This is a genomic window from Rhodobacter sp. SY28-1, from assembly GCF_005222785.1.
Taxonomy (GTDB): Bacteria; Pseudomonadota; Alphaproteobacteria; order Rhodobacterales; family Rhodobacteraceae; genus Tabrizicola.
Genome location: NZ_STGH01000001.1, coordinates 1,180,514 through 1,193,570 on the forward strand (window position 1 = coordinate 1,180,514; position 13,057 = coordinate 1,193,570).

Annotated in this window: 24 protein-coding genes; 23 read left to right on the forward strand and 1 reads right to left on the reverse strand. The window is 62.1% G+C overall.

Annotated features, from left to right (window positions below; genetic code table 11):
- The first annotated feature begins 110 nt into the window (after positions 1–110).
- The 20 genes from rplB (at position 111) to E8M84_RS05795 (ending at position 9,759) form a co-directional block, all read left to right on the forward strand.
- Entirely contained in the window at positions 111–950 is an 840-nt protein-coding gene (gene rplB, locus E8M84_RS05700) for a 50S ribosomal protein L2 (protein ID WP_137110184.1), read from the forward strand.
- 3 nt (positions 951–953) lie between these two features.
- Entirely contained in the window at positions 954–1,232 is a 279-nt protein-coding gene (gene rpsS, locus E8M84_RS05705) for a 30S ribosomal protein S19 (protein ID WP_103259189.1), read from the forward strand.
- A 3-nt stretch (positions 1,233–1,235) separates the two neighbouring features.
- Positions 1,236–1,616 (forward strand): 50S ribosomal protein L22, encoded by a 381-nt coding sequence (gene rplV, locus E8M84_RS05710; protein ID WP_137110185.1) that lies wholly within the window; start codon positions 1,236–1,238, stop codon positions 1,614–1,616.
- Complete coding sequence (rpsC, locus tag E8M84_RS05715) at positions 1,616–2,332, forward strand: 30S ribosomal protein S3 (protein ID WP_103259187.1); 717 nt, start codon at positions 1,616–1,618, stop codon at positions 2,330–2,332. Before rplV ends, rpsC begins: the two co-directional genes overlap by 1 nt.
- A 12-nt stretch (positions 2,333–2,344) precedes the next feature.
- Entirely contained in the window at positions 2,345–2,758 is a 414-nt protein-coding gene (gene rplP, locus E8M84_RS05720) for a 50S ribosomal protein L16 (protein WP_137110186.1), read from the forward strand.
- A gap of 123 nt (positions 2,759–2,881) precedes the next feature.
- The gene (locus tag E8M84_RS05725) at positions 2,882–3,175 is read left to right on the forward strand and encodes a DUF1330 domain-containing protein (protein WP_137110187.1); all 294 of its coding nucleotides are present in this window, start codon (positions 2,882–2,884) and stop codon (positions 3,173–3,175) included.
- A gap of 51 nt (positions 3,176–3,226) precedes the next feature.
- Entirely contained in the window at positions 3,227–3,850 is a 624-nt protein-coding gene (locus E8M84_RS05730; protein ID WP_137110188.1) for a TIGR02466 family protein, read from the forward strand.
- Positions 3,851–4,011: 161 nt separating this feature from the next.
- Entirely contained in the window at positions 4,012–4,542 is a 531-nt protein-coding gene (locus tag E8M84_RS05735; RefSeq protein WP_137110189.1) for a hypothetical protein, read from the forward strand.
- Between the two features lie 164 nt (positions 4,543–4,706).
- On the forward strand, positions 4,707–4,907 hold the full coding sequence (gene rpmC, locus E8M84_RS05740; protein ID WP_137110190.1) for a 50S ribosomal protein L29: 201 nt from the start codon (positions 4,707–4,709) through the stop codon (positions 4,905–4,907).
- Between the two features lie 11 nt (positions 4,908–4,918).
- Positions 4,919–5,152: a 30S ribosomal protein S17 gene (gene rpsQ / locus E8M84_RS05745; protein ID WP_137110191.1), complete on the forward strand. Its 234-nt coding sequence runs from the start codon at positions 4,919–4,921 to the stop codon at positions 5,150–5,152.
- A gap of 64 nt (positions 5,153–5,216) precedes the next feature.
- On the forward strand, positions 5,217–5,585 hold the full coding sequence (gene rplN / locus E8M84_RS05750) for a 50S ribosomal protein L14 (protein ID WP_091302592.1): 369 nt from the start codon (positions 5,217–5,219) through the stop codon (positions 5,583–5,585).
- Positions 5,585–5,890: a 50S ribosomal protein L24 gene (rplX, locus tag E8M84_RS05755; protein WP_137110192.1), complete on the forward strand. Its 306-nt coding sequence runs from the start codon at positions 5,585–5,587 to the stop codon at positions 5,888–5,890. The genes rplN and rplX overlap by 1 nt, the downstream gene beginning before the upstream one ends.
- A complete protein-coding gene (gene rplE, locus E8M84_RS05760; RefSeq protein ID WP_137110193.1) occupies positions 5,890–6,450 on the forward strand; it encodes a 50S ribosomal protein L5 in 561 nt (186 codons plus the stop codon). Before rplX ends, rplE begins: the two co-directional genes overlap by 1 nt.
- An 18-nt stretch (positions 6,451–6,468) precedes the next feature.
- Entirely contained in the window at positions 6,469–6,774 is a 306-nt protein-coding gene (gene rpsN / locus E8M84_RS05765) for a 30S ribosomal protein S14 (RefSeq protein ID WP_137110194.1), read from the forward strand.
- A 13-nt stretch (positions 6,775–6,787) separates the two neighbouring features.
- Positions 6,788–7,186: a 30S ribosomal protein S8 gene (gene rpsH / locus E8M84_RS05770; RefSeq protein WP_137110195.1), complete on the forward strand. Its 399-nt coding sequence runs from the start codon at positions 6,788–6,790 to the stop codon at positions 7,184–7,186.
- Between the two features lie 10 nt (positions 7,187–7,196).
- Positions 7,197–7,730, forward strand: coding sequence for a 50S ribosomal protein L6 (rplF, locus tag E8M84_RS05775; protein ID WP_137110196.1), 534 nt, complete (start codon positions 7,197–7,199; stop codon positions 7,728–7,730).
- An 11-nt stretch (positions 7,731–7,741) separates the two neighbouring features.
- Positions 7,742–8,101: a 50S ribosomal protein L18 gene (rplR, locus tag E8M84_RS05780; protein WP_137110197.1), complete on the forward strand. Its 360-nt coding sequence runs from the start codon at positions 7,742–7,744 to the stop codon at positions 8,099–8,101.
- 107 nt (positions 8,102–8,208) lie between these two features.
- Positions 8,209–8,781 carry a 30S ribosomal protein S5 gene (rpsE, locus tag E8M84_RS05785; RefSeq protein WP_137110198.1) on the forward strand — a complete coding sequence of 191 codons (573 nt, stop codon included), beginning with the start codon at positions 8,209–8,211 and terminating at the stop codon, positions 8,779–8,781.
- 2 nt (positions 8,782–8,783) lie between these two features.
- Positions 8,784–8,981 carry a 50S ribosomal protein L30 gene (gene rpmD / locus E8M84_RS05790; protein WP_137110199.1) on the forward strand — a complete coding sequence of 66 codons (198 nt, stop codon included), beginning with the start codon at positions 8,784–8,786 and terminating at the stop codon, positions 8,979–8,981.
- 139 nt (positions 8,982–9,120) lie between these two features.
- Positions 9,121–9,759, forward strand: a complete 639-nt coding sequence (locus tag E8M84_RS05795) for a hypothetical protein (protein ID WP_137110200.1) — start codon at positions 9,121–9,123, stop codon at positions 9,757–9,759.
- A 38-nt stretch (positions 9,760–9,797) separates the two neighbouring features.
- On the opposite strand, the gene E8M84_RS05800 is transcribed toward E8M84_RS05795, so the two are convergent.
- A complete protein-coding gene (locus tag E8M84_RS05800) occupies positions 9,798–10,259 on the reverse strand; it encodes an MAPEG family protein (RefSeq protein WP_137110201.1) in 462 nt (153 codons plus the stop codon).
- A gap of 182 nt (positions 10,260–10,441) precedes the next feature.
- Here E8M84_RS05800 and E8M84_RS05805 point away from each other — a divergent pair, with 182 nt between their 5' ends.
- The 3 genes from E8M84_RS05805 (at position 10,442) to secY (ending at position 13,056) form a co-directional block, all read left to right on the forward strand.
- Positions 10,442–10,882: a GFA family protein gene (locus E8M84_RS05805; RefSeq protein ID WP_137110202.1), complete on the forward strand. Its 441-nt coding sequence runs from the start codon at positions 10,442–10,444 to the stop codon at positions 10,880–10,882.
- Positions 10,883–11,103: 221 nt separating this feature from the next.
- The gene (gene rplO / locus E8M84_RS05810; protein ID WP_137110203.1) at positions 11,104–11,583 is read left to right on the forward strand and encodes a 50S ribosomal protein L15; all 480 of its coding nucleotides are present in this window, start codon (positions 11,104–11,106) and stop codon (positions 11,581–11,583) included.
- Positions 11,584–11,685: 102 nt separating this feature from the next.
- Positions 11,686–13,056 (forward strand): preprotein translocase subunit SecY, encoded by a 1,371-nt coding sequence (gene secY / locus E8M84_RS05815; protein WP_137110204.1) that lies wholly within the window; start codon positions 11,686–11,688, stop codon positions 13,054–13,056.
- Position 13,057: the final 1 nt, after the last annotated feature.

Consider the following 13,057-nt stretch of genomic DNA (forward strand, 5'->3'; position numbering starts at 1 on the left):
TTTGTTCGTTCCCGATGCAGCCGCAGGAGGAAAGGACACTAAATCGGGGATCTTCGGAGCCCTTCACCCGAGGCCCGCAAGGGTCGCGAAGCAAACGGAAGACAGAGAACATGGCACTCAAGTCGTATAAGCCGACGACGCCTGGCCAGCGCGGGCTGGTTCTGATCGACCGTTCGGAGCTGTGGAAAGGCCGCCCGGTCAAGCACCTCACCGAGGGATTGAACCGTTCTGGTGGCCGGAACAACACCGGACGTATCACGATGTGGCACCAGGGCGGGGGCGCAAAGCGTCTCTACCGGGTGGTCGATTTCAAGCGTCGCAAATATGATATCCCGGCGGTCGTCGAGCGGATCGAATATGACCCGAACCGCACCGCCTTCATCGCGCTGATCAAGTATCAGGACGGTGAACTGGCCTACATCCTTGCGCCGCAGCGCCTGGCCGTGGGTGACAGCGTCATCGCTGGCGCGAAAACCGACGTGAAGCCGGGGAACGCGATGCCCTTCAGCGGCATGCCGATCGGCGCGATCGTCCACAACGTCGAGCTGAAGCCCGGCAAGGGCGGCCAGCTGGCCCGTGCGGCGGGCACCTATGCCCAGTTCGTCGGCCGTGACGGCTCTTACGCGCAGATCCGCCTGTCCTCGGGCGAGCTTCGCATGGTTCGTCAGGAATGCATGGCCACCATCGGTGCCGTGTCGAACCCCGACAACTCGAACCAGAACTTCGGTAAAGCCGGACGTATGCGCCACAAGGGCATCCGCCCGACGGTCCGCGGCGTCGCGATGAACCCGATCGACCACCCGCATGGCGGCGGCGAAGGCCGCACCTCGGGCGGCCGTCACCCGGTTACCCCGTGGGGCAAGGGCACCAAGGGCAACAAGACGCGCAAGCCGAAGGCTTCTGACAGCCTGATCGTCCGCTCGCGCCACGCCAAGAAGAAAGGGCGTTAATCCATGGCACGTTCCATCTGGAAAGGCCCGTTCGTCGACGGCTACGTCCTGAAGAAGGCCGAGAAAGCCAAGGCTGGCGGCAAGTCGGAAGTGATCAAGATCTGGTCGCGCCGTTCCACCATCCTGCCGCAGTTCGTGGGCCTGACCTTCGGCGTCTACAACGGCAAGAAGCACGTCCCCGTTGCGGTGACGGAAGAAATGATCGGCCAGAAGTTCGGTGAATACTCGCCGACGCGGACCTACTACGGTCACGCTGCCGACAAGAAAGCGAAGAGGAAATAAGCCATGGGTGCGGAAAAGAACCCCCGCCGCGTGGCGGACAACGAAGCGATGGCCGTGCTGCGCATGCTGCGCACGTCCCCGCAGAAGCTGAACCTGGTCGCGGGCATGATCCGCGGCAAGAAGGTGGACAAGGCGCTTGCCGACCTGACCTTCTCCAAGCGCCGCATCGCCGGTGACGTGAAGAAGTGCCTGCAGTCGGCCATCGCCAACGCGGAAAACAACCACAACCTCGACGTCGACAGCCTTGTCGTGGCCGAGGCCTGGGTCGGCAAGAACCTGGTGATGAAGCGGGGCCGTCCGCGGGCTCGCGGCCGGTTCGGCAAGATCATGAAGCCGTTCTCTGAAATCACCATCAAGGTCCGTCAAGCCGGGGAGACCGCATAATGGGTCAGAAGGTCAATCCGATCGGTATGCGCCTCCAGGTCAACCGCACCTGGGACAGCCGCTGGTTCGCGGAGTCGAAAGACTACGGCAACCTCCTGCTGGAAGACCTCCGCATGCGCGAGTTCATCCACAAGGAACTGAAGGCCGCCGGCATCAGCCGCGTGATCATCGAGCGTCCGCACAAGAAGTGCCGTGTGACCATTCACACCGCACGTCCGGGCGTGATCATCGGCAAGAAGGGCGCGGACATCGAGACGCTTCGCAAGAAGCTGACCGTGTTCACCAAGTCCGAACTGCACCTGAACATCGTCGAGGTCCGCAAGCCGGAGCTTGACGCCCAGCTGGTGGCCGAGTCGATCGCCCAGCAGATGGAACGTCGCGTTTCCTTCCGTCGCGCGATGAAGCGTGGCGTGCAGAACGCGATGCGGATGGGTGCGCTTGGTATCCGTGTGAACGTCGCCGGCCGTCTTGGCGGTGCCGAAATCGCCCGGACCGAATGGTACCGCGAAGGCCGCGTGCCGCTGCACACGTTGCGCGCCGACATCGACTATGCGCTGTCGGAAGCCGAGACCCCCTACGGGATCATCGGTGTGAAGGTCTGGATCTTCAAAGGCGAAATCCTTGAGCATGATCCGCAGGCCCATGATCGTCGTCTTGCCGAAGCGGCTGACGGCCCGGCCCCCCGTGGTCCGCGCCGCGACCGTGAACGCGCGTAAGGAGTAACCTAGATGCTGCAACCAAAGCGCACGAAATTCCGCAAGATGCACAAGGGCCGCATCCATGGCGAAGCCAAGGGTGGGTTCCTGATCAACTTCGGCTCCTACGCCCTCAAGGCGACCGAGCCCGAGCGCGTCACTGCGCGGCAGATCGAAGCGGCCCGCCGCGCGATCACCCGCCACATGAAGCGCCAGGGCCGGGTCTGGATCCGGATTTTCCCGGACGTTCCGGTTTCGGCGAAGCCCGTCGAAGTCCGCATGGGCTCGGGCAAGGGGTCGACCGACTACTGGGCGGCCAAGGTCAAGCCCGGCCGGATCATGTTCGAGATCGACGGCGTGAACGACGAGATTGCGCGTGAGGCCCTGCGCCTCGGCGCGATGAAGCTTCCGGTCACCACGCGCATCGTCGCGAAGGAAGACTGGTAAGAGTCGGGGTGAACCCCGACCTACGACATCGGCCCCCGCTGGAAACGGCGGGGGCTTTTTTGCTTTTCAGCGAGGTGAGGCGGTTGTGCTAAGCTCTCTCCGATTCCAGTCGAGGAGAGCCCCATGCCGAAAGCCTACTGGATTGCGATGTACCATGAAGTGAAGAACCCGGAGGCACTGGAGGCTTACGCCAAGGTGTCAGGACCAGCCCTGCAGGCCGCCGGTGGGCGGATCATGGTACGCGGCTTGCCCGCCATGACTTATGACAACGGTCTGAACGAGCGGACCGTGGTCCTGGAGTTCGACAGTGTTGACGCGGCAATCGCCGCGCATGACAGCCCAGCCTATCAGGCATCGTTGAAACTCCTTGGCGATGCTGTTGTACGTGACATCCGCATTGTTGAGGGCGTTGCCTAAGACCTGTCGAGGTGGCAGAAGCCGGTGGTCCCTTTCAGCGGAGCCCGGCCCATGCCAGACATCACCTCTCTCTTCGTCACCCGCCTGTATCGCGCGAAGCTGAATGAACTCGCCAAGAAGAAGGTGGACTACGACGAGTTGCGCGTCACCTGCGAAACCGTCGCCGAGGATGACGACGCCGGGCATGAGTGGTGCGAGGCGAATGGCTACCCGGGCTACACCTCCTATGCCTCGCTGAACGACCTGCCCTGGCGGATGCCGATCTTCGGCGATCTGGAAAAGGCGCTGGACCGCCACGTCGCGGCCTTCTGCCAGGATCTGGGCTTCGACCTGGGCGACAGGAAGCTCAAGTGCAACTCGCTCTGGATCAACATCCTGCCCGAAGGCGGCACCCACGCCAGCCACATCCACCCGCATTCGGTGATCTCGGGCACGACCTATGTCGCGATGCCGGAGGGGACCTCGGCGCTAAAGCTGGAAGACCCCCGCCTGCCGATGATGATGCTGGCCCCCGTCCCCCTGAAAACCGCCCCGCAAGAGCTACAGCGCTTCGTCTACGTCAAACCGGCAGTGGGGGAGGTCCTCCTCTGGGAAAGCTGGCTGCGCCACGAAGTCCCGATGAACATGTCCGAGGAAGAGCGGATCTCGGTCAGCTTCAACTATGGGTGGGCTTAGGGCGGCATCGTAGGGTGCGCTATAGCGCACCGTCCGCTGGTGCGCTGTAGCGCACCCTACATTTTCGCCCTGTGCTCGGCGTCACGCGGCAGTCGCTGATCAAGATGTGGATTGCGGAGAAGTTGGGGTAGGCTGCTTGAGCGGACATTAGGTAGCAGCAGTTGAAGTGGCTGAGTAAGATCAAAGGGACGAAGCCGAATAGGCATGAGGTTCTCGCAAAGAACCTTTATGACGCTTTGGTTTTGGATGATGGACCAGGCAGCGACACGCCTGAGTTCCTAACGGCAAGCAAGATCGCTATTAGGCTCAGTGATCTGGGCAAATTCCAAGAAAAGAGACTCATAACCCTTGAAGCGCTGTGCTTCATTGCGTGCCTGACTTGCACTGCCGAGGCAGGCAAGAAACTCGCAGAGCTGTTCGGCCAGCCGCATCCACTGCCCATTGAGTTCGCTAAGCTGCTTCGAGCTAAGTGGAAGGAACGGGGCATCAGCCTCCTATCTGATGCAGACGTTGGGGAGAAATGCTTGCAGGAAGTCGAGCCATTTCTTGAATATCCGTTTCGGTGGGGCAGGGAATGGCTACGGGAGTTTTACCAGAATTTCGATGACACGGGCGAGCATTACATCGTGTGGACCGAGCAGTGGCTGAAACAGTTCAAGGTCATGCAGATGGTCATCAGCGACAATCACTAGACCTGCCCCCCAACTTCCCCCTTGCCCCCCGCCGCCTTCCCCCCTATACGGGCGCATCCGCGATTCCGGGGTGACTCGGAGTCGGCGGTTTGTCATTGATCCGCCAGGTCCTCGGTGACCCTCCCGTAGGGGCCGACTGGCGATTGTGAAAAGGAAAGACCGGCATGAAAGCCGAAGAACTGCGTTCGAAGACGCCGGACCAGCTGCGTGACAGCCTGGTTCAGCTGAAGAAGGAAGCCTTCAACCTGCGCTTCCAGCAAGCGACCAACCAGCTTGAGAACACCGCCCGCATGCGTGCCGTCCGCCGCGACGTCGCCCGCATCAAGACCGTTCTCGGCCAAAAAGCCGCTGAAGCTGCGAAGTAAGGGGAAAACCAATGCCGAAACGCATCCTGCAAGGCGTCGTCACCTCGGACAAGAACGAGCAGACGATCACCGTTCTCGTGGAACGTCGCTTCAAGCACCCGCTGCTGCAGAAGACCGTCCGCAAGTCGAAGAAATACCGCGCCCATGACGCGGAGAACAAGTTCAAGGTCGGCGATACTGTCCGTATCGAAGAGTGCGCGCCGATCTCGAAGACGAAACGCTGGACGGTGGTGGTCGAGGCGTAAGCCAGAACCCCTTCGTCCCGAACGAAACCCCGGGGCCTAGCCCCGAAGGTCGGGAGACTTTCAAATGATCCAGATGCAGACGAATCTGGATGTGGCTGACAACTCCGGCGCTCGCCGGGTTCAGTGCATCAAGGTTCTTGGCGGTTCGCACCGCCGTTATGCTTCCGTCGGCGACATCATCGTGGTGTCGGTCAAGGAAGCCATTCCTAAAGGCCGCGTGAAGAAGGGGGACGTGCGTAAAGCCGTCGTCGTTCGCACCGCCAAGGAAGTTCGCCGTGAAGACGGCACCACCATCCGTTTCGACCGCAACGCCGCCGTCATCCTGAACAACCAGGGCGAACCGGTCGGCACCCGTATCTTCGGGCCGGTCGTGCGCGAGTTGCGTGCCAAGAACTTCATGAAGATCATCTCGCTGGCTCCGGAGGTGCTCTGATGGCTGCCAAGCTGAAGAAGGGTGACACGGTCGTCGTGCTCACCGGCAAGGACAAGGGCAAGAAGGGCGAGATTTCCGCCGTCATGCCGTCCGAGAACAAGGCCATCGTCGACGGCGTGAACGTCGCGATCCGCCACACCAAGCAGTCGGCGTCCTCGCAGGGCGGCCGGGTGCCGAAGGCGATGCCGATCGACCTGTCGAACCTCGCCATCGTGGACAAGAACGGCAAGGCGACCCGCGTGGGCTTCCGCATGGAAGGCGACAAGAAGGTCCGTTTCGCCAAGACCACCGGGGAGGTCATCTGATGCTCGACCAAGCCACCTACACGCCGCGCCTGAAGGCCGAATACAAGGGCAAGATCCGCGCGGGCATGAAGTCGGAATTCGGCTACAAGAACGACATGCAGATCCCGCGTCTGGACAAGATCGTCCTGAACATGGGCGTCGGCGAAGCGGTCAAGGACACCAAGAAGGTGAAGCAGGCCGCCGAGGAACTTGGCCAGATCGCCGGTCAGAAGGCCGTCATCACCAAGGCCAAGAAGTCGATCGCCGGCTTCCGCGTCCGTGAAGAGATGCCGCTGGGCTGCAAGGTCACGCTGCGCGGCGACCGGATGTACGAATTCCTCGACCGGCTCATCAACGTGGCTCTGCCCCGCGTCCGCGACTTCCGCGGCGTGAAAGGCACCAGCTTCGATGGTCGCGGCAACTATGCCATGGGCCTGAAAGAGCACATCGTGTTCCCCGAAATCAACTTCGACAAGGTCGACGAGGTTCTGGGGATGGACATCATCATCTGCACCACCGCGAAAACCGACGCGGAAGCCAAGGCGCTGTTGAAGCATTTCAACATGCCCTTCACGTCGTAAGCGCGAGGAACCTGAGATATGGCAAAGAAATCCATGGTGAACCGCGAAGTGAAGCGGGCGAAGCTGGTGAAGCAGCATGCTTCCAAGCGCGCCGGCCTCAAGGCGGTGATCAACGACCAGTCGAAGCCGATGGAAGAGCGCTTCAAGGCGACTCTGAAACTGGCCGAGATGCCCCGCAACTCGTCCGCCGTCCGGCTGCACAACCGCTGCCAGCTGACGGGCCGTCCGCATGCGTTCTACCGCAAGCTCAAACTCTCGCGCATCATGCTGCGTGACCTGGCCTCGTTCGGCCAGATCCCGGGCATGGTCAAGTCCAGCTGGTAAAGGGAGGCATCACATGTCCATGAACGATCCTCTCGGCGATATGCTGACCCGTATCCGCAACGCCCAGATGCGCGGCAAGTCCACCGTGACGACCCCCGCCTCGACGCTGCGCGCCCGCGTGCTCGACGTGCTCCTCTCGGAAGGCTACATCCGTGGCTACGAGAAGTCGGAGACCGCCAACAAGCAGGGCGAATTCACCATCAGCCTGAAGTACTACGAAGGCGAGCCCGTGATCCGCGAAGTGAAGCGTGTCTCGAAGCCCGGCCGTCGCGTGTACATGGGTGTGAGCGAGCTTCCCTCGGTCCGCAACGGCCTGGGCGTCGCCATCGTCTCGACCCCCAAGGGCGTTCTGTCTGATGCAAATGCACGCGCTGCCAATGTCGGCGGCGAAGTGCTTTGCACCGTGTTCTGAGGAGGGTGGAATGTCTCGTATCGGCAAGAAACCCGTCGCGCTCGTCAAAGGCACCTCTGCCTCGATCAGCGGCCAGACCATCGAAGTGAAGGGCCCGAAAGGGACCCGTTCCTTCACCGCGGGCGACGACGTCACGCTGACCATCGAGGGCGATACCGTCAAGGTGACCCCGCGTGGCCTGTCGAAGCGTGCGCGCCAGCAGTGGGGGATGACCCGATCGATGATCGCGAACCTCGTCACCGGCGTTTCCACCGGCTTCAAGCAGGATCTGGAAATCCAGGGCGTCGGCTACCGCGCCGCGATGGCTGGCAACGTGCTGAAACTGTCTCTGGGCTATTCCCACGAAGTGAACTTCGACGTGCCGAAGGGGGTGACCATCACCGTCCCGAAGCAGACCGAAATCACCGTGGAAGGCATCGACCAGCAGCAGGTCGGCCAGGTGGCAGCGAACATCCGCGAATGGCGCGCGCCCGAGCCCTACAAGGGCAAAGGCATCCGCTACAAGGATGAGTACATCTTCCGCAAGGAAGGCAAGAAGAAGTAAGGGTGGCGAAAATGGCAAACAACAAGAGAGAGTTGTTCCTCAAGCGCCGCCTGCGCGTCCGGAACAAGATCAAGGCGACCTCGCATGGCCGCCTGCGGCTGTCGGTGCACCGCTCGTCGAAGAACATCAGCGTCCAGCTGATCGACGACGTGAAGGGTGTGACGGTGGCTTCGGCCTCCTCGCTCGAGAAAGACCTCGGCGTGGTCGGCAAGAACAACATCGAGGCTTCGGCCAAGGTGGGCGCGGCGATTGCCGAGCGGGCCAAGAAGGCGGGCGTCGAAGAGTGCTACTTCGACCGCGGCGGCTTCCTGTTCCACGGCAAGATCAAGGCGCTTGCCGATGCAGCCCGCGAAGGCGGTCTGAAGTTCTAAATCAGGCGGGCGGCAGTGATGCCGCCCCGATGATCCGGGGGCGCCCCTGCGGCGCCCACCAGGATTGGCTTTAACGGCACAGCGTGCCACCACGAAGGAATTGCCATATGGCAGAACGTGAGAACCGCCGGGAGCGTCGTGACGACCGTCGCGACAACCGCCCGGAAGAAACCCCGGAATTCGCCGACCGTCTGGTCGCGATCAACCGTGTCTCGAAAACCGTCAAGGGTGGCAAGCGCTTCGGCTTTGCGGCTCTCGTCGTCGTCGGTGACCAGCGCGGTCGCGTCGGCTTCGGCAAGGGCAAGGCCAAGGAAGTGCCGGAAGCGATCCGCAAGGCCACCGAACAGGCCAAGCGCTCGATGATCCGCGTCGCTCTGAAAGACAGCCGCACGCTGCACCACGACATGGAAGGCCGCCATGGCGCCGGCCGCGTCGTGATGCGGACCGCCGTGGCCGGTACCGGCATCATCGCCGGCGGCCCGATGCGCGCCGTGTTCGAGATGCTGGGGATCCAGGACGTCGTCGCCAAATCGATCGGCTCGCAAAACCCCTACAACATGATCCGCGCCACCATCGACGGGCTGAAGCACGAAGCCTCGCCCCGTTCGGTCGCCGCGCGTCGTGGCAAGAAGGTCGCCGAAATTCTTCGGAAGCCCGAAGCTGAAACCGTGGAGGCCTGATCATGGCTGACAAGAAGAAAACCATCGTCGTGAAGCAGATCCGTTCGGCCGCCCGCCGTCCGGCCGTGCAGACCGCGACCCTGAAGGGCCTCGGCCTGAACAAGCTGAACCGCACCCGCGAGCTGGAAGATACCCCTTCCGTCCGCGGCATGGTGAACTCGATCAGCCACCTCGTCGAGATCATCGAAGAGCGCGGCTAAGCCCGTAGGGTGGGGTTCTACCCCACCGCATCGACAACGAACGCCCTCGCGGAAACGCGGGGGCGTTATTCATTTGCCTTTCCCTACCCGGTTCGCAATGATTTTGTGAAAAATAGTCGATGGGCCAAGGGAGACCTGAGTGGGACGCCTAGACTTCATTCCTATGACGGCGGACGAGGCAGACTGGCATAAGCCAGCCGATACCGAAATGGAGGCTTGGGAGCGTGCAGATTATCTATTGGATCTTTGCACTCTCGACGAGTTGCCAGAAGAACTTCCCTTGTTCTACGCGCTTGGCTTGCATTGGGGCGAAGTCATGAATGGAGGGCATGCCCAGTTTCTGGCTAACCTCAAGACAAGGAATCGGCCCTGGGTTCTTTCAGCGTGTGTGGAGGCGGCGCAGAAGATGTATCCCCCCGCGTTGACGGATTGCTTTCGAACTATTCTGAAATGGGTTGAGCAGAATCCGGACGACAATGAAGCGCTATTTGGATTCGAGTCTGGGCAAATCGACGTGCTTGATCAGCTTGATGCTCTGGTGGCAGCGGCAGATGTCGGCAGCGGACAGTATCTGCTTGGACTGATCGGTAAGTCTTCTGATCCGTTGGAAAAGACGTTCGTAAGGGACGTTCTGAACGGAACGGCGAGCGATAACTCACATCTGAACGCGATGCGCGCCATCTGGCTCAGGCGCAGCGGTTTGGTACGCCTGCTGTCGGATGACGAGGTCGATGATATCTTTGACGCCTTAAGCTTGGGACAGCCACTTCCCCAATAGCGTGGGACACTGATCTTCGGCCTCATATCCCATCATGCTCACATGACTGCCACCAGCGCATAAACTGCCATCGCCATCACGATCAGGGACCCGATGGTGTAGAACGTCGCCCGCACCTCATGCGACTGCGCCGTGCCATAGGCCACCGCATGCGCCGCCCGGGCTGCGACGAAGCCGTACATCAGCATCTGCGCCAGCCACAGGGGCGGGGCGACCGCCACGAAAACCAGCCCTGCCGCCCAGAAGGCCGGGATGTTCTCCAGGTCGTTGCGGTGCATCCGACGGGATCGGTCGACATAGTCGTTGACCTCCAGCTGCTTCGGATCCGGCGCCTTGTTGATCAGGCCGGGCCGCAGGTCCTCGGGCGCGGCATAGCCACCGCCAACCTTCATCATCCGGTAGACGGTCATCCAGCCCTGGCCCATCACCTTCAGCACGGTCAGCGCCGTGGCGATCAGGTATGTGACAAAGGCCGGGTTCTCGATGGTGAGTGTGTCCATGGTTGTCCCTCCCCTAAGGCGAGGGTCGGGACCGCATCCGCTTCTGTCAATGTCCGGTTGGCGAGGACTGCCCCGCCGGTGTCGCAAATCTCTACTTGGCGTCGTGGCGCGGTGCTAACCTGCGCCTGCGACTCGAACCACCCCGGGAGGGGGCAGGGGGCCGCGCACAGGGAGGACTGCCAATGACCACCCACTACGCTGGCGGCTGCCAGCACGTCCATGTCACTGCCACCGCCGAACCCATCGACAACCACGAGTGCCACTGCAACGTCTGCAAGGGCGTGACCGGCCAGCACACGACCCATGTCGCCTTCTTCAACCACGGGGACATCCAGGTCGACCACCCCGAACTGATGAACCGGGTGCCCTTCAACAAGGACAACCCGAACGGCCCGCTGGAGATCTGCGTCTGCAAGGAATGCGGGGCGGCGCTGATGCTGGACGACAAGCAGGGCCGCATCCGCGTGGCGGTGCCGAATGTCATGGGCTACGACGACGCCAAGTTCCCCAAGGCCACCTACCACGCCTTCTGGGACGAGACGAAGGGCTACCCGGCCCCCACCGACGGCCGCCCGGTCTATTCGGGACTGCAGCCCAGTTTCGTCTGGCCGCAGGGGCAATGATCCGACGGCTCCCAGAGGGTTAACACCACCCTAACGGAATCTGGTATCCCGTTGGGAAAAAAGGGAAAAGGCAAGGGTGTCCACCGTGGACAGCCTCGCCCTTGCTTTTCGGGGTCCCGTGCTGTATCGCCCCCCGGTGGCCAAGTCCGGCCACGAGAATCAAGAAGAGCCGTGGGTGTCCCGTTCTCGCTTCGGGGGCACATCCGGCAAGGAGAAGCGACATGAAACTGCATGAACTCGCCGACAACGAAGGCGCGGCGAAGAAGAAGAAGCGCGTGGCGCGCGGCCCGGGTTCGGGCAAGGGTAAGACCGCTGGCCGTGGTATCAAGGGTCAGAAGTCCCGCTCGGGCGTGGCGCTGGGTGGCTACGAAGGCGGCCAGATGCCGCTGTATCGCCGCCTGCCCAAGCGCGGCTTCACCAAGCCGAACAAGCTGCACTACGCGGTGGTCAACCTCGGGATGATCGAGAAGTTCATCGCCGCGGGCAAGCTGGACGTGAAGGCCGAGATCACCGAAGACGCGCTGGTCGCGGCCGGTGTCACCTCGACCAAGCGCGACGGCATCCGCGTGCTGGCCAAGGGCGAACTGAAGTCCAAGGTCAACCTGACCGTCACCGGCGCCTCGGCCTCGGCTGTCGAAGCCGTGGAAAAGGCCGGCGGCAAGGTCACTCTCCTGGCACCTGTGGCGGCTGCGGCTGAATAACCATTGTGAGCGGCCCAAAGGTCGCTTACATCAACACCCAGTTTTCCCGCGCCGCCGAACCGGAGAACGGTCCGGCGGCGCTTGGCTTGAAAGAGACCTGACATGGCATCAGCTGCCGAACAAATGGCCGCGAACCTTAGCTGGGGCATGCTTGGCAAGGCGACCGACCTGCGCCAGCGCATCTTCTTCACGATCGGCCTGCTGATCGTCTACCGTCTGGGCACCTATATCCCGGTCCCGGGCATCGACGGCACGGCGCTGCGTGAGTTCATGGCGGATGCGACGCAGACCGTCGGCGGCATGCTGAACATGTTCACCGGCGGCGCCCTGGCCCGGATGGGGATCTTCGCGCTTGGCATCATGCCCTACATCAGCGCCTCGATCATCGTGCAGCTTCTGGGCACGATGTACGGCCCCTGGCAACAGCTGAAGAAAGAGGGCGAGCAGGGCCGCAAGAAGCTGAACCAGTATACCCGGTACGGCACGGTGGCGCTGGCGATCCTGCAGGGCTACGGCATCGCCATGTCGATCCAGGGTGGGGGGCTCGCGCATACCCCTGGTCCGTTCTTCATCGCCTCCTGCGTCATCACGCTGGTCGGCGGCACGATGTTCCTGATGTGGCTCGGCGAACAGATCACTGCGCGCGGCATCGGCAACGGCATCTCTCTTATCATCTTCGTCGGCATCGTGGCCGAGATCCCGGCGGCCATCGCGCAGTTCTTTGCGCAGGGCCGGTCCGGCGCCTTGTCGACCCCGGTGATCCTGGGCGTGATCGTGATGGTCGTGGCCGTCATCGCCTTCGTCGTGTTCATGGAACGCGCGCTGCGCAAGATCAGCATCCTCTACCCGCGCCGTCAGGTGGGGATGAAGGTCTATGAGGGCGGCTCGTCGCACCTGCCGATCAAGGTCAACCCGGCGGGCGTTATCCCGGCGATCTTCGCCTCGTCCATTCTGCTTCTGCCGACGACCATCAGCACGTTTTCGGGTTCGACCACCAACCCGGTCCTGTCCTGGTTGGCTGCAAACCTTGGCTATGGCCAGCCGCTGCACCTGGCGTTCCTGGCCGCGATGATCGTGTTCTTTGCCTACTTCTATACCCTGAACGTGTCGTTCAAGGTCGACGAAGTGGCCGAGAACCTGAAGAACCAGAATGCCTCGGTTCCGGGTATCCGTCCGGGCAAGAAGACTGAAGAGTACCTGGAATACGTGGTGAACCGCATCCTTGTCCTTGGCTCGGCCTACCTTGCGGCGGTCTGTCTGCTGCCCGAGGTTCTGATCGCCGAACTGGGGATCCCGTTCTACTTCGGGGGCACCTCGGTTCTGATTGTGGTGTCGGTCACCATGGATACGATCCAGCAGGTCCAGTCGCATCTTCTGGCGCACCAGTACGAGGCGCTGATCGAGAAGTCGCAACTGCGCGGCCGCAAGAAGCCGGGTGCGAAGTCGGCATCCAAGGCCCCGGCGCGGCGCTGAT